Raw genomic sequence first — 18,685 nt, 5'->3', positions numbered from 1 at the left:
ATGACGAAGTTGAACTAGCAAGGATTTTTGGAATCAGATAATTATGTTATCCTCATCTTTGACGACAAGACTACTGTATCTAAGCGCATTTTCCGAAAAGATGAGGATAAAAATATCCTGCGTATAATGAAGCTTATCTTCATATGAAGATAAATGAGCGAGAACTCGATCCGCCCGGTCGTGGCAGGCAGGAAGAACTGGCTTTTTCCCGACACGATGGATGGCGCTGATGCAAGCATGGGCATCTATACGGTTGTAGAAATGGCGAAGCTCCACAAACTGGATCCGTATAAATATATGAAGTACATTATGTAGCAGAGGCCAACCTATAAATCCTCCGATGAGGAACTTGAAAAATCGCGCCATGGTCGGACGGCGTTCAGAAAATATGCAGGTGACCATATTCAAATATCAATGTGCGGAATTGCTCCGGGGCTAAACGCCCCGGATTTTTTACGCTTACACCCTCAAATTAAGCGCTTACAATTAAGAGCTGTTCAGCAGACACTACTTAAAACTCTGTAATAATTCCAATCTGCATTTTAATGTATCCTTGCAGAGTAAATAGATATACTTTCCGCTTCCGTCACCATAATTGCCTTCTTGTTCAAACTCAGCACCCATCTCATCCTGCAGACGTCTTGCAACCTCATCCGCATCCTCTACCTGAAATGCAATGTGGTGGATTCCTTCTCCATATTTATTCAGATAATCTCTCCATACAGAGGATTCTTCATTCGGCTGAATCAGTTCCAACTGCACTCCCGGTGTCATGTCAAAAAACGCCATGACACATGCCGCATCTGGTGCTAGTTTCCCATAAATTTTTGTCTGTGTTACATCAAATGTACCACAATCACAGGTAGGCGGCACTTCGCATCCAAACAACAAAGCAAATTGCTTTTTTGTTTTCTCGATATCATTTACAACAAAGCCTACCTGTGCAAATTTAGATTGACTGACAATTTTCTTAATGTCCATGTTTATATCCATTCCTTTCGCTTCGCTCAGGCACAAAACGTTATGAAAATGGTTTGCCTGGGCTTATTTTTTCGTTATAATTTTTTTGTAGGGAACTCGGTATACTACAAATCACGGGGAGGTGAGTGGGCTGTCCGGCTTGCCGGATGACCGTGTGTTTATATATGTAGTCCGTCTTTTCAAGCACAAATAAGTGTGACTTTGAGCACGTAATCTTATCTTTGTATAAACAATCTCGTTTATGGCTTAGACGCTTAGTCAATGCCGTCTTTTCCTATCATCTTTAGCGAACCTTACGGTTCTGAAAGGAGTCCCTATGGCTTTAAAAATCGTGTACAAAATCTGCTGTGGCATTGATGTCCACAAGACTTTTGTAGTCGCCTGCATTGCTTCTACCAACAGTAAAGGCATTACCACCCACTGGTAAATACTGAGCCCCGTTTACAACATTTTGGAAAATGATTGTTCGATTCATTGCTCATCCCAAATATGTTAAGGCTATCCGTGGAAAGAAAACTGGCAAGAAAGATGCCAAATGGATTGCTGACCTGTTTAAGCATGATCTTGTTGCCGGAAGCTTTATGCCGCCCGTTGACATCCGCCAGCTTCGTGACCTTATGCGCTACCGTTTCAAACTGACCTGCTTTCAATCAAGCGAAAAGTATCGTTTGCAGAACTGTCTCACGTTTTCCAATATCCAGTTGGGAAACGTTGTCTCGGACGACCTTGAACCTCTTGTTTACAAGAGGTTCAAAAAGAAGCTTCCTGAACTCCGTGATGCCATTGACGGCTATATCACTCCGGAACAGGCGGGGAAACTTAAGGTAATCAAAGCTCATTATGAAAGCCTTGAATCCCGGAAAGCAGAGCTTGAAGAACTCATTCTTGCGCTCGCCGCTCCCTATCAGCAGGAACTTGCCACTCTTCAAACCGCTCCTAGTATCAGCAGTGATTTCACTGCTATCGGAATCATTTCCGAAATTGGTTCCAATATGGAGGCTTTTCCTTCGGCCAAACACTTATGCTCATGGGCTGGCTTAACGCCGACCAACAATGAAAGTGCAGGGAAGAAAAAATCTGTCCGGGTTTCCAAAGCCGGATGCTATATTAAACCGCTTTTGGTACAATGCGCCAACGCTGTTGTCAAAAGCAAAAAACACCCTGAAATTCGTAACCGCTATCTCCGTCTCAAAAAGCATCGCGGTCACAAGAAAGCAATCATTGATGTAGCAAGAATGCTTCTGACTGCATTATACCACATGTTGAAGAATGGAGAAAACTATAATACGGAACTTTACCGAAAATCAGATTTACCGCCCATTGATCATGAAATCACGGTAGAACAGGCTCTCATCATAGCAAGAAATCAAGGTTATAGGATTAAGTCAGCAACTGCATAACCTTAACATACTCAATATTCAATTTTTAAAGCAGCCACCGCAAGATGGCTTATTTGTCATGTACTCAGGGTAATGGATACCCTCTATTTCTCATTTTCAATCTTCATCCTTCCCTTTCTCTAATTTGATTTATTGCTATCTGATCCCGAATCAGCTCCATTGCATCACTATTGTCTCTATCCACCTTAATATTCAGTTCAGTCTTCAGGCTGTCAAAAGTGTCTACAAACGAGTAGCTTTGTTCGGGATAATAACCTATATGATAATAACCATCAACTCCGCATGCCTCTCGGATTGTGCGGAATGCCTCTTCTTCATCCGGAGTAAGAAACGCCATATGCATCATTCCCTCTCCATGTTTTTCCAAAAATGTTTTCCATGGACTCGGTTCTTCCCCCGGCTGTGTCAGTTCAAGTGTGACATTATCCAGTTGTATCACACTGATCCGACAATTCGTATAAATCTCCGGGTGTCCGTTAGTCATGACCGGAGCGACATCAGGGCCTGGAATGTTCCATATTCTGGGTCTTTCGATTCCAAGTAATTCTGTCCAGGCATCAACCACCTTATCAAGGTCTTTCACCACGAAAGCAATGTGTACAAGTTTTTTTGTTCCAAGTGACATAGTTATAATCCGCCTTTCTGCGAAAGGCACCGATGGGGTTATGAAACATTTCCTCGGGCTTTCGCTTTCTATTTATTCTTCCTCCTGATATTATCTTCTTAATAAGACTGACACACTACAGAACACGTGAAGGTGAGTGGCGAGGCTGTATAGCGGCGACCTCGCATAGTTATATGTTGTCGGTCATCCGTTAAGGCATCAATGAATGGCGCATACCGTAGCCCGTAAACTTATCTCTTCCAAAGTCGACTCGATTTTGCCGGATGGCCAGTCTCTGTCAGTTTTATTCCTATATAAATCAGGAGGTTATTTTATTGTCTTTCAAAATTTTTCTCAACTGCCGTGGGCTTGACGTCCACAAAACATAGATCTACGCCTGTATCGTTCCCCGTATTTAATGTTTTGGAAAAAGCGAATATTTCTGTTATTCTTGCTCATCCCAAATATACAAAACCGCAAAAAGGAAACAAGACCGACCGAAAGGACGCTAAATGGATTTGCGACTTATCCATGTGTGAAATGATTAAACCTTCCTTTATCCCACCTGCTGACATTCGTCATTTAAGAGATTTGGTAAGATACCGTTTCAAACTCACCTGTATGATTACTGATGAAAAGAATCGTGATCTAAATTGTCTTACTGTATCAAACCTTAAATTGGACGACGTATTCAGCGATGTGCTTGGAAAATCTTCTCGTTCTATCACAGAATATATGCTTGCTCATCCTGGGGAAATATTTGATGTAGCACCTTTTGCAGATGGTCGATGCAAAACACCTGTCTATATTTTCTTTTTGAGACCACCGCAAGATGGTTTTGTAGTTATGCCCTTTTATATTTCGCTATTCACTAACTATTTGTTTCACACTTCTCCTCCTATCATAATGCCTACAGTGGCATTGGTTTCCCATGATAATCAACAAACCATTGATCTTTTTTAATCTTTATGTTACCTTCAATGATATCACAAAATCCCATTGCGGCTTCCTCAGGTTCAATTTGTGCGGTTGTCCTTCCCATATCTGTATTCATTCGTCCTGGGTGTATCGCATATACACCGATCCTGTCTCCTACAGTAACACGCATCGTCTGAACAATTTTATTTGCTGTCGTTTTTGATATTCCATAAGCCGGGAACAGGCTTCCTTCATTTGCAAAACTACCCCCTTCGGAAGTTACCCCGATAAACATTCCGTCTGTTTTTATTACAGGAAGAAATTCCCTGAACACCGTGATAATACCAAGCGCATTGACTTCTATCTGTTCCCGAATATCCTCTAAGCTCTCCGTAAGGAGTGTTTCTGTACGATCTGAAGATAATAGTACGCCTGCAACATCTACCACCGCATCAATCTCACCAAACCGTTCCTTTACCCATTCTGCAGCATCATGAATCTCGCTTTCTTTTGTGACATCCATTGGCAGATAAATAAGATTGTCCCTATCTGATGTTCTATCCGGTACCCGAAGTCCTGCTATAACTGTATGTCCTCTTTCTGCCAGCATTTTCGATAATACACTTCCAAGACCTCTACCAGCCCCAACTATCACTATTTTCATCTGCATCCTCCTACATCAAATTTGCATTATCCAACCGTTCCTTCACATACAACAGACTTCGCAGATAATCTTCATCCGTATCCAGATGTTCAATAATTACCGGCATATCCCTGTTGTAACTGTTCATGAAGCTGATATATTTCTCAATATCCAATACTCCCTTTCCACAGCAGGTTTCTTCCAGTTGAAAAGTAAGTTCCTTTCTCAGTCTTATATCCTTTAGATGACAACTTAATATGCTGTCTCCAAGTTTATCAAAACATTCTTGCATAAATTCATTCATATAGAAATAGCGCTGTGGTGAATTAATCATATTTACAAAATCAAAATGAATCCCAAAGTTCTCTCTGTCTATGTCTTTCACCAGTTCTAAATACTCATCCGGTCCAGTCGGATACATCCACGGCATGGGTTCAATACTGTATTTTACACGCTTGGGCTGTACTTCATCAATCAGTTCTCTTGTATAACTGACAAGGTTATTCCATGCTTCTTTAGTAAAGTTATCCCGATACCCACCATCCCAAATGGGACCACCAAAAGTTCCGGCTACATTCACACAACATATCGCGCCAATCTCATCTGCAAGTCTTAACTGACCCACAGCACGTTTTCTTGCTTCCTGCCTTTCTCCCGGATCAGCAGCAAACACATTTCTCCATATTCCCACTTCAGCTATAAGTAAATTGTTTCTTTCTGCTTCTCTCAGGTAATCAGCTATCAGATTTTCCGGTGCTATGTAATCAACGGGAAATATGACAGCCCTGCAACCTAATGAAACCATCTTCTCTGCCCATTCTTCCGGAGTCCTATGTTCCAATGCCGTGGAAATGCCAAGCCTCATATCTTATCGCCCTTCTTCGCATACAGTCTGCAGTTCCTGCGGCATTCCTGTTTCTGCTGATCTCATTATACTTGTAATGATATCTACCACATGAACCGCAAGCTGTGCATCTTCTTTTTCATTGTGCTGTAACTTATTTACAAGATCCGCAACTCCTGCTCCCCTGACAAAGCTTCCCACATCCTGATACAATTCAGGGAGTGCACTAAAGCTTCCTTCTCTCTGATCCTGTCCGCCGAAACATTCTGCAAGCATCTGCTCCCTGCGATATATTTTGGGGGTTCCTCCTGCCATATTGGGATCAGGAGCTTCCAAGGTTCCGTCTGTTCCATATATTTCCATGAGCGGCATTGTGCTTTTGGAAATATCAAAGCTGAAATTCATATTTGCAAGTATTCCATTTTTCAGCTCAATAATGGTTGCGAAATGTGTCGGAGTTTTTACCGGAATCTTACTTCCGAAGCGATCACTCGTATAAAGAGTTCTTTCGACAAACCCCTTCTTGGCCGCTGCATACACTTTTTTAACGGAGCCAAAAAGATTCACCAATACCGAAAAATAATAGGGTCCCATATCGTATAACGGTCCTCCACCTTCTTCATAAAATGACTCTGGTCTCGGATGCCATGTTTCAACTCCGGCATTCATCATATTGGCATTTACATACAAAGGTTTTCCGATCCATCCGTCTTCGATAAGTTTTTTACAGGTGCTCATGGAACTTCCTAAAAAGGTATCCGGTGCACATCCGACTGCCAATCCTTTTATCTTTGCAAGGTTTTGGATCTCCTGTGCATCTTTTAAAGCAAGTGCAAAAGGTTTCTCACAATATACGTGTTTTCCTGATAAAAGTATTTTTCGGTTAATCTCTGTATGCATTTTCGGAGGGGTCAGGTTTATAACCAGTTCAATCTCTTTATTACTCAACAGTTCTTCCGGTGTACCCCATTGTAAGATATTATACTGTTTTGCAATGTTTTCTGCCGCATTTGTCCGGATATCGGCAACCATACATATTTCAAGTTTTCTGTATAATCTCTGAATATCTCTGATATACTGGTTACTGATTACCCCGCAGCCCATAATTCCAATCTTCATATGTCTCTCTCCCCAGTTACCTTTCGCAGTCTGCTTTATGAATTGTTCGATTCTCCGAATTTCAAAAATTTGAATAGTATAAGAATAATTGCAAAAGCTACAATCAACATAATCCATGCCTGTGCCGATGCATATCCCATTTTAAAGTAGGTAAATGCATTCTGATACAGATAGAGCGAATAAAACATTGTTGCATTATTGGGCCCACCCTGTGTCATGATATAAGGCTCTGCAAACCATTGAAAGACACCGATCACAAGCGTTACCATATTATACAGAATAGTAGGTTTTAACAAAGGCAACGTAATTGAGATCGTTTCCCTTAAGAAACTTGCTCCGTCAATCTCTGCGGCCTCATACAGTGATTCTGAAATATCCTGCAGTCCTGCAAGATATATTATGATGGCATTTCCACAGGTCCAGATCATCATCATAATAAATGCCGGTTTTGCCCAGGCAGGGCTTGCAAGCCATCCGGGACCTTTGATGCCAACGTATCCCAGTAGCGTATTTACAACACCCGTTTCGGGCTGCATAACCCAGATCCAAAGCAGGCAGGCTACCACCGTAGGCACCAGGGTAGGGATAAAGAATACCACTCGCATCCAACCAGTATGCCGCAATTTCTTACTATTAAGAATTACCGATACCGCTATGGCAAAAAAGGTGGTAAGCGGAACTCCTAAAAGTATCATATATGCCGTGTTCTTACAGGCTTTAAGAAATGTTTGATCGTTAAAAAGATTGATGTAATTCTTCAAGCCCGTAAATACCGGTTCTTTAATAACACTATAATCGCAAAACGAATAATACAAAGAGCTCAAGATAGGATACAAGGTGAAGCCTAAAAAACCAATAATCCAGGGGAGCACAAACAAAATTCCATTTTTTGCTTCAGCCTTTCTCATTCTTGAATTTTTATATTCACTAAGTCCTTTGTTGACTGTTTTTTTCATAGTGACCTCCTATCCTTTTATCCCGCTCATGGTAATACCCTGAATAAAGTATTTCTGAAGCACGAAAAACAGAATCAGTACCGGAAGCACCATCACAACGCCTAAAGGTAATAACAGATCCCAGTTAGGATCATAATTGGACTTTAACATAGATGCTGCCAGTGATAAAGTATATAGTCTGTCACTTCCCAGGAATACTAACGGTCCTAGGAAATCATTCCATGCTCTTATGAATGCCATAATAGCCACAGATGCCAATGCCGGTTTAGAGATCGGCATGATTAACCTTAAAAAGATCTGAAATTCATCCGCCCCGTCAATTTTCGATGACTCTGTTATTTCTTTCGGAACTCCTGCAAGAAACTGGCGCAGTAAAAATATATAAAACGCATTTCCGAAGAATTGCGGAACAATCAAAGGAAGGAAGGTTCCCACCCAATGCATTTTTGTAAACATCAAGTACAAAGGGATCATGGTAACCTGATAGGGAAGGATCATAGTGGCAAGAACTATCATAAAAACTTTATCTCTCCCTGGCCAGCGCAATCTTGAAAATCCATACGCTACCAAAGAGTTGGACACCAATGCCCCAACAACACTGAAGAATACAATAATTAAAGTATTTTTCAGATATCGTAAAAAAGGAATCTGTTGAAACATATTGATGTAATTATCAAAATCAAAATGCTTCGGCAACCATCTGAAGGGAACCTGAAATAGTTCACTTGTGCTCTTAAACGCCCCCATGACAAGAAAGAAAAATGGAATCAGCCAAAGCAACGCAAAGAACAACAAAATGAAATATAGTACAAATTTGTGGAAGAATACTCCCATTTTGTATAGGCGCATATTTTTCTTCATACCGTTCCTCCTCGTTTCAGACTGGACGGGGAATTGTTTCCTCGTCCAATCTGAGATTCTGTATTATCTACTTTGCGTCCATTGTGGCCTGCATCTGATCCTGAAGCGTCTGAAGTTGTGCCTTAGCATCTGCATTCGGATTGTAGATCAGATTCTGTCTGAGTGCAATAAACTGATTTGACAGTTCTGCTGATACTGAACAAAGTGCAGGGATTCCATTTTCAGAAGAATTAGCAATCTGTCTTTCAAGTGCATACATTTCATCGCCGTTCTTTGTCAGGCTGACATCATCAAATGCTGCATCAATAACAGGGATGGAGCGCCATACAGAAAAGTTGTCTTCATTGATGCTTCCCTGTTCTGCAAATTTGATAAATAATGCAGCAAATTGAGCTTTATCGGGATCTGTGCCTGCGGGAATCGCAAACACATTGGTGCCAAAGGTGGTGCTGTTGGCTCGTCCACCTTCAGGGACAGGAACCGCACACACCTCATAAGGCACATCCGGTGCATACTCTTTTAATGCCTCTGAGAACCAGTTTCCCGTAATGGTCATGCCTACTTTACCAGTCATAAACGGATGATCCGGAGAGAACATCTGACCAAGTCCGGAAGTAAATGCATTAATCTTTTCCGGATCATACTTTTTTGCATAGCCTTGAATCCAATCCATGTAATTTAACATTTCGTCGGAGGTCAGGTTGATTTTTCCAGTTTCCTTGTCATAAGGATCTGCTCCGAACAGATATGGCACAATAAATGCTTCATTTCCGGAATCAAGCCAGGGAACGATTCCAAGTCTGCTGTAAGATCCGTCTGCAGCCTTTACCGTCATTGCATCTGACCAGGCATCGAGTTCTACGATGGTTTTCGGCGGATTCGCAGGATCAAGTCCGCATTCTTTTGCAATTTCAGGATTATAATACAGCATGATTACGTTGGTATCCTGCGGAATCAGGTAGCAGGTATCATTGTAATACATAACATCTTTACAACCTTCATAGAAAGAAGACACATCCAGACCGATTTCATCCAGACACGCATCCAGTCCCATAAAGGAACCTTCGGCTGCATACTGGTAACATGATGTAGGATTATCGCTTACGAGCAGATCAGGTGCGGTTCCTCCTGCAATAGCGCTAAGAAGTTTACCATTATTAATTCCTGCTCCATCCGGAACAAACTGCAGATCACATTTTATTCCTAGGTCTGCATAAGCCTCGTTGAACGCATTTACTCTCTTCTGTTCCCATACAGCAGAGTCTCCTGTATATGCTGACCAGAATGTAAAAGTTCCGGATTTCCCAATATCCATTACCTCTACTTCCACATCCTTATCTCCCATTTTCACCGTCTTTGTCGTTGTTGCCTTATCCCCTTTAAAACTGACAGCTTCTGTCTGTGGGGAAGATGCCTGTGAAGAATCTGCGCTTTCACCTGCACCGTTGTTGTTTCCGCATGCAGTAAGGCTGGTTGCTATCAGCATCGTTGCCATCATTGCAGCTAATGCCTTTTTCTTTTCCATAGTGTATCCTCTCTTAATTCATAAAACATCGTTTATAGTTTCATCAACAAGCTTGTTTTGTAAATTCATTCTATCTCTGAATAGCACTTTTCGCTTACAATTTATTGTTGTATATTCATTATATTTTGTCATCTTGTACGTTTTTGTTGTCTAAATAATGTTATTTTATATATTATTTGCCTAATTAATTGACTTTTTTCATTCAAAATAGTAGCATATATGTAGAAGCAGAACTACTGGTATTGGTGTTTTTACGGAAAATCGCTCTTGATATATTGTAATTTTAGCTTCTTAAATATTGCTATATTTTGGTAATTGAGGTTTTGATATGCAGGCATCAGAAAAAATGGAAAACATTATTACAGATCATGATTATAATGTGAAATTTTCTTACATGGGAGCTCCTGTTTCTTTTCCCGAACACTGGCATGAATTTGCTGAATTTATCATTGCTACCGATGATGGCGGAAGATACTCTATCGGCAATGAGCAATACACCTTAAATACCGGAGACCTTCTTTTGATCTGGCCCGGTGAAATGCATAGCAACATATGTGTTACGGCAGACAGCTCTCTGCTGCTTCAGTTTGGAGATAACTTTATCTATAACTGTCATGATTTAGCACTTAACTATCGGCATTTTCGTACTTATCATAAAATTGATCGCGAAACCATGCCGGAATTAAACGATGTACTTACCCATCATATGAAAGAAGCTTATAGGATTTCTTCATCTCAGAATCCCTTTGCTGAGACAGCAAGTACCATTCAGATTTATTCCATGCTAATGGCATTAGGAACTTATGTTTTGAATGATTTAAGTACAAACCAGGCTTCTTGCGATTACAACAATCCAAATTATATTAAAATACAGAATGCTTGTGCATATATCTCACAGAACTGCGAAAAGGATCTGACGCAAAAGGAAATTTCCGATATCTTTGGATTTAGTCACTTCTATTTTTCACGATTATTTAAGGAATATATGCATACATCTTTTAATGATTATCTTTCAAATGAACGTATACAGCGAGCTACCAGGCTTCTGTGTGAAGAATCCATACCAATTACCGAGGTTGCCTACCTTTCCGGATTCCAAAGTATTTCCAACTTTAACCGTGTCTTTCACAAGGCCATGCATTATTCCCCTTCGGAATATCGAAAACGTTACAACGGAGACTGAAAGCCCGCAGCTATCAAGCTGCGAGCTTTTTCTGTTCAAGATCATATCAAAATTTTCTCTGCGACTTCCTTTAGTGTTTTTTCCGGCGAGAGTACAGTCATATATTCGAGTCCAATATATCCTTGATATTCTGCCTCTGCCAGTGCATTCAATAAAAACGGATAATGAATCTCTCCTGTAGTTATCGGTCCCCTTCCGGGAACAGCAGCCGCATGAAAATGACCAATATGTGATATATGGTCAAAAATATTGGCATATAAGTTTCCTTCTGTAATCTGCTGATGATATATGTCATACAGAATCTTCACATTGTTTTTCCCAATCTTATTGATCAGGTCAAAAGCATCAGCTGATGTGGACAAATGATAGCCCGGATGATCTACTAGCAAATTCAACGGTTCAATCACAAGTTCAATATTCTCACCTGCGGCTTCCTTGCCGGCCTTTCCCATTGTTTCTATGAATGTCTCTCTATGCAGCTGTCTCGTAATGCCTTTGGCAGCAGTTTCATATTCCCACCCGGCCTGTACAATTAAACGTCTGCAGTCAAGAAGAACCGCCGTATCAATACTTCTTTTAAGTCCCTCTATAAATTTTCCCTGATTTTCAGGATCACCCGGATTAATAAATTCCGTGCAGAATGCTGCCGGTTTTAATCCTGTTTCATCTTGCACTTTCTTTATTTTGAGAATATCCTTATCCTTCCATGACCAAAATTCATACGCAGCGTATCCCAACTGATGAATCATATACATTGCATCTGTAAAAGATATTTTGCTTTCACGAAATACCGCATCAATGCAGACAGAATAGTTTAATTTTTTACCCTCCATATAGTTTTACCTCTCTTTTTATATTATAAATACAAAGCACTGTTCTTCTGGTTCGCAGAAGTTCCTCCTGATGTGCTGCATTTTCAATCTCCTATTGTCAAGTATAGCACTTCACTTTTTATCTGAACACTTTCTTATATTTTATTTATTCACATCTTCTCTTTAACTTTCCGCCATATTCTCTGACACATTCACAGGTCTGCTCAATCATTCCTTCCGTATGTGCAGCAGAGACAAACATCGCCTCAAACTGAGACGGCGCTACATATATTCCATGCTCCAGCATCCAGTTGAAATATTCGGCAAAGGCCGCTGTATCAGTAGTAAGCACACTCCTATAGTCCCGTACTTTTTCCTCTGTAAAAAAAGGAGACAGCAGAGAACAAACGCGGTTTACCGTAAGCCCAATGTCTCGGTATGCCTTTTCCAGCCGGGCCGCAGCTCTGTCGATCTCATTGTAAATTTCAGGATGCGCCATTAATATCTTCAGGGTTTCAATTCCGGCAGTTACCGCTATGGGATTCCCTGATAATGTACCCGCCTGGTATACACTGCCGCAGGGTGCTACGCAAGACATAACATCCCGGCGCCCGCCATAGGCAGCAAGGGGCATACCCCCGCCTACTATTTTACCAAAGGTGGAAAGATCCGGACGCACACCATAATATCCCTGAGCGCCGTCCAATCCCAAGCGGAATCCGGTAATAACCTCGTCAAAAATAAGGAGGGAACCATTCTCATCAGCAATATCCCGCAAAAATTCCAGAAATCCCTCTTCCGGAGGAACCACTCCCATATTGGCCGCCACCGGTTCCACCACTATACAGGCAACCTCTCCCCGGTTCTCTTCCATCAGTTTTCGCACGGATTCCCTGTCATTATAATCCGCCAACAGCGTAGCCGCCGCATATCCTGCCGGTACACCGGCACTGTCCGGTATGGAACCAGTCATCAGCCCTGATCCAGCTTTGACAAGCAGTCCATCTGAATGTCCATGATAGCAGCCAATAAATTTTATTATTTTCTCACGTCCGGTAAATCCCCTGGCTACACGGACAGCACTCATTACTGCTTCCGTTCCGGAATTAACAAGCCTCATCATTTCCATGGAAGGGACACACTGCTGAACCAGTTCGGCAAGCTGTACCTCTTTTTCCGTAGGTGCCCCGAACGTAAGCCCATTTTCACAGGCCTTCTGTACCGCTTCAATAACAGAAGGATAAGCATGTCCCAAAATTCCCGGTCCCCAGGAGCACACATAGTCCAGATAGCGGTTTCCATCTGCATCAAACAAGTAAGGTCCCTTAGCCTTTTCCACAAAAAAGGGCGTCCTGCCAACGCTGCGGAATGCCCGTACCGGGCTGTTTACTCCACCAGGCATCAGCTTTGATGCACGTTCAAACAATTCCTCTGATCTTGCCACTTTTATTTCCGCCTTTCCTCTTCCAGCCATTCTGCCATATCCAAAGCATGATAGGTGATAATAATCTTAGCTCCGGCCCGTTTCATTGCCGTAAGGTTCTCGGTAACAATACGTCTTTCATCAATCCAGCCATTTGCCGCTGCTGCCTTTACCATTGAATATTCCCCGCTTACATTATAAACAGCCAGCGGCATCTCAAAGGTCAGCGCAGCTTCCTTCAAAACATCCAGGTAGGCCAGGCCTGGTTTAACCATCACTACATCGGCACCTTCTTCGATGTCAGAAGCGATTTCCCTGATAGCCTCCTGCCCATTGGCAAAATCCATCTGATAGCTCTTTCTGTCCCCAAAGCCGGGCGCAGAATGAGCCGCATCCCGGAACGGACCATAATAAGCGGAGACAAACTTAGCGCTATAAGCCATAATCGGAATGCCTTCAAATCCATTCAAATCCAAAGCATCCCTGATTGCCTCAACACGGCCGTCCATCATATCAGAGGGGGCTATCATATCCGCTCCGGCCTCCGCCAGGCTCACAGACATCCGGCATAATAACGGGAGCGTTTCATCGTTGATAATCTGTCCATCCCTGACCACGCCGCAATGGCCGTGGGAGGTATATTCACACAGACATACATCTACGATGCAATAAATATCAGGATAATTTTTTTTGATATAAGTAACTGCCCGCTGGGTAATACCATCCTTTGCATAGGCCTGCGTTCCCATTTCATCCTTACAGGCCGGTATTCCAAACAACAGGACTCCTGAAATGCCGCTTTCCTTCACTTTATCCATAATTTCATTCAGCCGGTCAACGGAGTACTGATAAACACCGGGCATTGAATTTACAGGATTTTTAATATTTTCTCCCTCGATTACAAATATCGGATAAATTAAATCCGCCGGATGCAGCCTTGTTTCCCGCATCATGGAACGAATTGTCTCATTTTTACGAAGTCTTCTGAATCTTTGCATGCTCTGCTCCATTCCGCCGCCTTGGCCGGCGGCAATCTTTCCTTTATATTGCCAGACCGGACATCTGTGTCTGACCCTCAATTAACAAAAGCTTTATAAATAGCGGCCGCCCGCTTCAGCTTCCAATACACAGCGAACCAGTCCTTCTATCGTAAACTCTTCTGCAACGAGTGTATCACCTGCGGTCCGATTCTGCAATTCCATTTCTTTAAGTCTGGCCGCGCATCTCTCCCCAATACAGGCAAGCTTTATGCGCTCAGGAAGTAAAACCTCCTCCTCACGCAGTCCTTCAAAAAATGTCTCCACGCCGGATGCGCTTCCAAACAGCAGATAATCCGTTTCCGCCGCCATTCTGACCGCAGCTGCCCGTTTTTCCGGATCAATCCGGAGGGAATATAAAGCGAAATCAGTAAAATCCCTTCCCGCCTGAGAAAGCCGTTCCGTCAGGGCAGGACTGCCCTTCTCTGCCCGGCACAAAAGGATACGTTCGCAGGGAGCTGTTTTCCCTGCAAGCGTAATGCCCAGATGCTCAGCATCAAAAGTATCAGGACAGACATCAGGATAAAACCCATACTCCTCCAGCTTCTTTCCCGTACCAGGCCCGATAACGGCGATCCTCATTCCCATAAGAGTTCGCAGATCCCGTTTTTCCTTCCTCAGCTTATCAAAGAAATGCGTCACACCGTTAGGGCTTGTAAAACAAAGCCAGTCATATTCCGCAAAATCCGGCAGTCTCTCTTCCGTCGGTACAGCCTTCAGGAAACTGCAGTCCGTTACCCAGGCTCCTTTTTCCCGCAAGGCAGCTGCCAGACGTCCGGAAAAGCCTTCCGTACCTGTAACACCGATACGCAGTCCCTGCAATTCTCCTGATAAGAATGGGGCTGTCTGCGGCAAAAGCTCCAGCGCCGCCACTTCTCCTATCACAATAACTGCGGGAGGTTTTAATCCGGCTTCTGTAGCAGCCTTTGCTATTGTACCCAAAGTGGCCCTAATGCTCCTCTGCCTCCTGGTAGCCCCTTCCATAATTACGGCAGCCGGAGTTTGCGGATCTTTTCCTGCTTCCATCAGCTTTGCCGCCAGTCCCTTCAGATGATGCATTCCCATCAAAACCACCAGCGTTCCCTGAAGCTGTGCCAGCGCTTTATAATCCACCTGCGTCAGCGCTTCTTTATTTCCTTCACTGTTTATGGCTGATGCGGTAAGAATGGTAACCATCCTGCTGCACTGCCTGTGCGTCACAGGAATTCCTGCTGCCGCAGGCGCAGCAATCGCGGAGGTAATACCAGGTACCTCTTCACATGGTATCCCTTTTTCCCTGAGAACCAGCATTTCCTCTCCGCCTCTCCCAAATACATAAGGATCGCCGCCCTTGAGCCGCACCACATATTTTCCTTCCCCTGCTTTTTCCAACAGAAGGGCATTGATTTCTTCCTGCGGCATAGCCTTCCCATTATAACGCTTTCCCACATTTATCTTTTCACAGCCGGCAGGTACCAGTTCCAGAAGCTCCTGTGCAGCAAGACTGTCATAAAGAACCGTATCACACTGCCGCAGACACTGCAGCCCTTTTAATGTAATCAGCTCCGGACCGCCGCAGCCGGCGCCCACCAGACTCACTCTTCCGTTTTTGCTATTTACCGCTTCATTGCCCGTCATTTTTTTATCGGTTGGTTTATTTTCCATCAGATGTTCCCCCGCGCCTGGGCCGAAAGCACGTCAGCGAGTGCATACCGCTCTTCCACTCCCCATTCTCCCCGGCTTTCCTGTCCTCCGTACATTACAGTGAGGAAAATCCTTTCCCTTTCTATCCCAGCCGGCTCAATTACGCTGTATGCCGCCGCAGGCTGGCTGCAATCCGCCTGCAGTACTTCCAGTACCTTTCGCTCTGTCTCAAAGGAAAGGAAGGTTTTCCTATGGCTGAGCTTTTCCACCATTTCCCGGTACTCCCAGTCCGCTCTGCCTTCTACGGCAATAATTCCCTGACAAGCCGCAGGAATAAATTCTTCCGGATCCAGCGGCTGAAAATGGAAACGTTCCTTTTCCCGCTCTATAATTCCCAGGCGGTCAAGACCGGCTTTGGCAAGTATAATTCCGTCGTATTCCCCATCCGCCAGTTTTGCCAGTCTCGTTTCCACATTTCCACGGATCAGCTTCACCTGTGCACCAGGCCAAAGTTTTTCCACATACAGCCGGCGTCTGAGACTTCCTGTTCCTATGACGGGCGACTGCGGAAGCTTATCTTTAACCTGAACCAGAACATCTCTGGCATCCGCCCTTTCTGGCACAGCGAGGATTTCAAGTCCCTGTGCAAGACGCTGCGGCAAATCCTTGGCGCTATGTACTGCCAGATCTATCCGTTTTTCCAAAAGAGCAGTTTCAAATTCAGAAACAAATAGTCCTTTATCCCCAATTTCACCCAGCGGTTTGTCCAGGATTTTGTCTCCCCTGGTCTTTATAACTACTGTTTCTGTCTCCATACCCGGCCAGCAGGCATGCAGGGCTTCTTCCACAAGCCTGGTCTGCGCCAGGGCAAGCTTACTGCCCCTCGTACCGATTCTGATTTTTGTCATTTCTTTTCCTCCGCCCAATATCCGTGCCGTTCCGCCAGAAGTTGATTCATATATGCCTCGACCTGTTCTTTTTCCACCTGAAATGCCTTTTCCCTGCAGAAAACAAACAGTTTTTCCAGATACGCAGCACGTTCCTTTTGATCCGCAACCTCCGAAAGCACCCGTTCCCGCAGGCCTCCCAGTATTTCTATGGTATTCCCCAGTCCCTCCGGTAATTCCTTCTCCACCTTTTTTCTTACAAAGGAAGCGGCGGCTGGACATTTCCCGTCTGAAGAAATACCTACGGTAAGCGCTCCCTCCTGAACAAGCGCAGGAAAAAAGAAGGTACATTTTTCTCTGTCATCCACCACATTTACAGGTATCTGCCTTTCCCTGCACCACTGCGCCGCCCAGGCATTTACGTCTTCCCGGTCTGTTGCCGCAATAACAAAGCATGCCCCTTCCATATCCTCCCTGCAAGCTTCCCTGTATATGAGCGTAAGCTGATCCGACCCCTGCGCCAGACTCTCAATACGCGCACAGATCACCGGAGCGATACAGATCAGGCGCGGGCCAAAGGGAAGCAGCTTTTCCACTTTCCTTGCCGCCACCTGCCCCCCTCCAAGTACAACGCCTTTTTTATCTTCAATCTCCATAAAAAACGGAAAATATCCCATCGCTCCCTCCTTCTGTCGTCAGTACCGACATCAATTCCGCCCTTCCTGCGTTTTTCCAAAGGCCTCCAGCACTGCCTGAAAGGAATCGGAATCAAGATTATCTCTCAGGAAAAAAAGTATTTTGTCCAGACCGCAGCCTGCAAAGCTTTCCTTCCATTTATTCAGCTGCCCTGCCGCTTCATGGAAAGCCAGTGTCTTGTATAGCGTTTCCAGTTCTTCACTCATAAGTTCTCCGGCATCCGCAATCGCCTGCTGCTTGCGCAGGTTATTCCGGCCTGCTAGTTCCCTGAAATCATCAATAGCAATCAAACGGCAGCCCGGAAGCGCACTTATTTCCCGGTCAATGTCCGCAGGCACCGCAATATCTATAAAAAGCCGTTCACGGCCATCCTTCAGTAATTCTGCGGTCTTTCCTGCGGTAATCGTGTAATGCGGGCTTTCCGTAGAGGATATAACCACATCCGCCTGCTCCAGAAAACGGTACCTATCCCCATAATCCACCACAGTAAGATTGCTGCGTTCCCTGTCCGTTACAATGTGATTCCTTTTCGTGGCATAAACATGGATACTCCCTCTGTCAAGCAGATTTTTGAGGATGATACTTCCCATTTTCCCGCTGCCGCCTATTAACAGAACCCGAAGCCCTTCTTCCCGGCCGCTCTGTGCGCCTTCTTCCCTCATTATTGCATTTTCCGTCCGAAATACTTCATTGGAAACCAAAGTTGCAATGGATACAGAAGCTTTGGAGATGTCCGTTTCTGTTTTTATTTTTTTTGCACAAGCCAAAGCCCCCTGAAAAGCCGTATTCAGCTCATATCCTGTCCTGTGTTCCTCACAGGAAAAAAGATAGGCCTGCCTGACCTGACCTAAAATTTCATCTTCCCCCAGCACCATGGAGTCCATACCGCAGGTAACTCTGTACAGATGCTCCAACGCCTTCTTCCCCTGAAAACGTTTTGCTATCCGGCGAAGCTCTGTCTCCTCCATACCGCTTTTCTCCGCCAGCAGCCTTTCCAATACCGGAAAAAGCGATTCTTTTCCGGAGGCATAAATCTCCGTCCGATTACAGGTTGCAAGCAGTACCGCCTGCTCAGCCTGCTCCAGAAGCTGTTTCTTTTCCTCCAGGGTAAATACGAAAATCCGGCGTATCTCCTCCGGTGCAGATTTAAAGCTGATACTGATACATTCCATT

General features: G+C 44.0%; 17 protein-coding genes and 2 pseudogenes. 4 read left to right on the top strand and 15 right to left on the bottom strand.

All coding sequences use genetic code 11. The annotated features are described in order from the left end of the window. Positions 1–153: 153 nt before the first annotated feature. Positions 154–315, top strand: a complete 162-nt coding sequence (locus FYJ45_RS22815) for an IS66 family transposase (protein ID WP_154467369.1) — start codon at positions 154–156, stop codon at positions 313–315. Between the two features lie 192 nt (positions 316–507). Here the strand turns inward: FYJ45_RS22815 and FYJ45_RS22810 are convergent, their stop codons facing one another. Beyond that, positions 508–981: a VOC family protein gene (locus FYJ45_RS22810; protein WP_154467368.1), complete on the bottom strand. Its 474-nt coding sequence runs from the start codon at positions 979–981 to the stop codon at positions 508–510. 316 nt (positions 982–1,297) lie between these two features. On the opposite strand from FYJ45_RS22810, the pseudogene FYJ45_RS22805 reads away from it, so the two are divergent. Beyond that, positions 1,298–2,381, top strand: a pseudogene (locus FYJ45_RS22805) (IS110 family RNA-guided transposase). Between the two features lie 103 nt (positions 2,382–2,484). On the opposite strand, the gene FYJ45_RS22800 reads toward FYJ45_RS22805, so the two are convergent. Continuing rightward, positions 2,485–3,006: a VOC family protein gene (locus tag FYJ45_RS22800; protein ID WP_154467367.1), complete on the bottom strand. Its 522-nt coding sequence runs from the start codon at positions 3,004–3,006 to the stop codon at positions 2,485–2,487. A 342-nt stretch (positions 3,007–3,348) separates the two neighbouring features. On the opposite strand from FYJ45_RS22800, the pseudogene FYJ45_RS22795 reads away from it, so the two are divergent. Continuing rightward, a pseudogene (locus tag FYJ45_RS22795) lies at positions 3,349–3,789 on the top strand (IS110 family transposase); the annotation flags it as partial. A 106-nt stretch (positions 3,790–3,895) separates the two neighbouring features. On the opposite strand, the gene FYJ45_RS22790 reads toward FYJ45_RS22795, so the two are convergent. The 6 genes from FYJ45_RS22790 to FYJ45_RS22765 all read right to left on the bottom strand — a co-directional run bounded on the left by FYJ45_RS22790 (position 3,896) and on the right by FYJ45_RS22765 (position 9,851). Beyond that, positions 3,896–4,567, bottom strand: coding sequence for an SDR family NAD(P)-dependent oxidoreductase (locus FYJ45_RS22790; RefSeq protein WP_195841944.1), 672 nt, complete (start codon positions 4,565–4,567; stop codon positions 3,896–3,898). A gap of 10 nt (positions 4,568–4,577) precedes the next feature. Next, complete coding sequence (locus FYJ45_RS22785; protein WP_154467365.1) at positions 4,578–5,411, bottom strand: sugar phosphate isomerase/epimerase family protein; 834 nt, start codon at positions 5,409–5,411, stop codon at positions 4,578–4,580. Positions 5,412–5,414: 3 nt separating this feature from the next. Then, a complete protein-coding gene (locus FYJ45_RS22780; protein ID WP_154467364.1) occupies positions 5,415–6,509 on the bottom strand; it encodes a Gfo/Idh/MocA family protein in 1,095 nt (364 codons plus the stop codon). A 35-nt stretch (positions 6,510–6,544) separates the two neighbouring features. Next, positions 6,545–7,465 carry a carbohydrate ABC transporter permease gene (locus FYJ45_RS22775; RefSeq protein WP_235930966.1) on the bottom strand — a complete coding sequence of 307 codons (921 nt, stop codon included), beginning with the start codon at positions 7,463–7,465 and terminating at the stop codon, positions 6,545–6,547. Positions 7,466–7,474: 9 nt separating this feature from the next. Then, on the bottom strand, positions 7,475–8,326 hold the full coding sequence (locus FYJ45_RS22770) for a carbohydrate ABC transporter permease (protein ID WP_154467363.1): 852 nt from the start codon (positions 8,324–8,326) through the stop codon (positions 7,475–7,477). Between the two features lie 67 nt (positions 8,327–8,393). After that, a complete protein-coding gene (locus FYJ45_RS22765; protein ID WP_154467362.1) occupies positions 8,394–9,851 on the bottom strand; it encodes an extracellular solute-binding protein in 1,458 nt (485 codons plus the stop codon). 328 nt (positions 9,852–10,179) lie between these two features. Between FYJ45_RS22765 and FYJ45_RS22760 the strand changes: the two genes are divergently transcribed. Beyond that, positions 10,180–11,034 carry an AraC family transcriptional regulator gene (locus FYJ45_RS22760; protein ID WP_154467361.1) on the top strand — a complete coding sequence of 285 codons (855 nt, stop codon included), beginning with the start codon at positions 10,180–10,182 and terminating at the stop codon, positions 11,032–11,034. A 41-nt stretch (positions 11,035–11,075) separates the two neighbouring features. Here FYJ45_RS22760 and FYJ45_RS22755 read toward each other — a convergent pair whose 3' ends face one another. From FYJ45_RS22755 to hemA, 7 genes are all read right to left on the bottom strand, one after another. Beyond that, positions 11,076–11,867, bottom strand: coding sequence for a TIM barrel protein (locus FYJ45_RS22755; protein WP_154467360.1), 792 nt, complete (start codon positions 11,865–11,867; stop codon positions 11,076–11,078). A 145-nt stretch (positions 11,868–12,012) separates the two neighbouring features. Continuing rightward, on the bottom strand, positions 12,013–13,296 hold the full coding sequence (gene hemL / locus FYJ45_RS22750) for a glutamate-1-semialdehyde 2,1-aminomutase (RefSeq protein ID WP_276892907.1): 1,284 nt from the start codon (positions 13,294–13,296) through the stop codon (positions 12,013–12,015). Next, complete coding sequence (hemB, locus tag FYJ45_RS22745) at positions 13,293–14,267, bottom strand: porphobilinogen synthase (RefSeq protein WP_154467358.1); 975 nt, start codon at positions 14,265–14,267, stop codon at positions 13,293–13,295. The genes hemL and hemB overlap by 4 nt, the downstream gene beginning before the upstream one ends. 93 nt (positions 14,268–14,360) lie before the next feature. After that, positions 14,361–15,950: a uroporphyrinogen-III C-methyltransferase gene (cobA, locus tag FYJ45_RS22740; RefSeq protein ID WP_154467357.1), complete on the bottom strand. Its 1,590-nt coding sequence runs from the start codon at positions 15,948–15,950 to the stop codon at positions 14,361–14,363. Continuing rightward, entirely contained in the window at positions 15,950–16,837 is an 888-nt protein-coding gene (gene hemC / locus FYJ45_RS22735; RefSeq protein ID WP_154467356.1) for a hydroxymethylbilane synthase, read from the bottom strand. Before hemC ends, cobA begins: the two co-directional genes overlap by 1 nt. Beyond that, positions 16,834–17,493, bottom strand: a complete 660-nt coding sequence (locus tag FYJ45_RS22730; RefSeq protein WP_154467355.1) for a precorrin-2 dehydrogenase/sirohydrochlorin ferrochelatase family protein — start codon at positions 17,491–17,493, stop codon at positions 16,834–16,836. Before FYJ45_RS22730 ends, hemC begins: the two co-directional genes overlap by 4 nt. Before the next feature lie 30 nt (positions 17,494–17,523). After that, positions 17,524–18,684 carry a glutamyl-tRNA reductase gene (hemA, locus tag FYJ45_RS22725; RefSeq protein WP_154467354.1) on the bottom strand — a complete coding sequence of 387 codons (1,161 nt, stop codon included), beginning with the start codon at positions 18,682–18,684 and terminating at the stop codon, positions 17,524–17,526. Between the last annotated feature and the right edge of the window lies 1 nt (position 18,685).

Origin of the sequence: Eisenbergiella porci (assembly GCF_009696275.1) — a bacterium.
Taxonomy (GTDB): Bacteria; Bacillota; Clostridia; order Lachnospirales; family Lachnospiraceae; genus Eisenbergiella; species Eisenbergiella porci.
This window is presented reverse-complemented; position numbering and strand designations above follow the sequence as displayed.

Coding starts and splice junctions, on each gene's coding strand:
- hemA (WP_154467354.1), bottom strand. CDS start 18,684: ATGGAATGTATCAGTATCAGCTTTAAATCTGCACCGGAGGAGATACGC.
- FYJ45_RS22785 (WP_154467365.1), bottom strand. CDS start 5,411: ATGAGGCTTGGCATTTCCACGGCATTGGAACATAGGACTCCGGAAGAA.
- FYJ45_RS22815 (WP_154467369.1), top strand. CDS start 154: ATGAGCGAGAACTCGATCCGCCCGGTCGTGGCAGGCAGGAAGAACTGG.
- FYJ45_RS22780 (WP_154467364.1), bottom strand. CDS start 6,509: ATGAAGATTGGAATTATGGGCTGCGGGGTAATCAGTAACCAGTATATC.
- FYJ45_RS22730 (WP_154467355.1), bottom strand. CDS start 17,493: ATGGGATATTTTCCGTTTTTTATGGAGATTGAAGATAAAAAAGGCGTT.
- hemB (WP_154467358.1), bottom strand. CDS start 14,267: ATGCAAAGATTCAGAAGACTTCGTAAAAATGAGACAATTCGTTCCATG.
- FYJ45_RS22770 (WP_154467363.1), bottom strand. CDS start 8,326: ATGAAGAAAAATATGCGCCTATACAAAATGGGAGTATTCTTCCACAAA.
- hemC (WP_154467356.1), bottom strand. CDS start 16,837: ATGACAAAAATCAGAATCGGTACGAGGGGCAGTAAGCTTGCCCTGGCG.
- FYJ45_RS22760 (WP_154467361.1), top strand. CDS start 10,180: ATGCAGGCATCAGAAAAAATGGAAAACATTATTACAGATCATGATTAT.
- FYJ45_RS22810 (WP_154467368.1), bottom strand. CDS start 981: ATGGACATTAAGAAAATTGTCAGTCAATCTAAATTTGCACAGGTAGGC.
- FYJ45_RS22755 (WP_154467360.1), bottom strand. CDS start 11,867: ATGGAGGGTAAAAAATTAAACTATTCTGTCTGCATTGATGCGGTATTT.
- FYJ45_RS22775 (WP_235930966.1), bottom strand. CDS start 7,465: ATGAAAAAAACAGTCAACAAAGGACTTAGTGAATATAAAAATTCAAGA.
- FYJ45_RS22800 (WP_154467367.1), bottom strand. CDS start 3,006: ATGTCACTTGGAACAAAAAAACTTGTACACATTGCTTTCGTGGTGAAA.
- FYJ45_RS22765 (WP_154467362.1), bottom strand. CDS start 9,851: ATGGAAAAGAAAAAGGCATTAGCTGCAATGATGGCAACGATGCTGATA.
- FYJ45_RS22790 (WP_195841944.1), bottom strand. CDS start 4,567: ATGAAAATAGTGATAGTTGGGGCTGGTAGAGGTCTTGGAAGTGTATTA.
- cobA (WP_154467357.1), bottom strand. CDS start 15,950: ATGGAAAATAAACCAACCGATAAAAAAATGACGGGCAATGAAGCGGTA.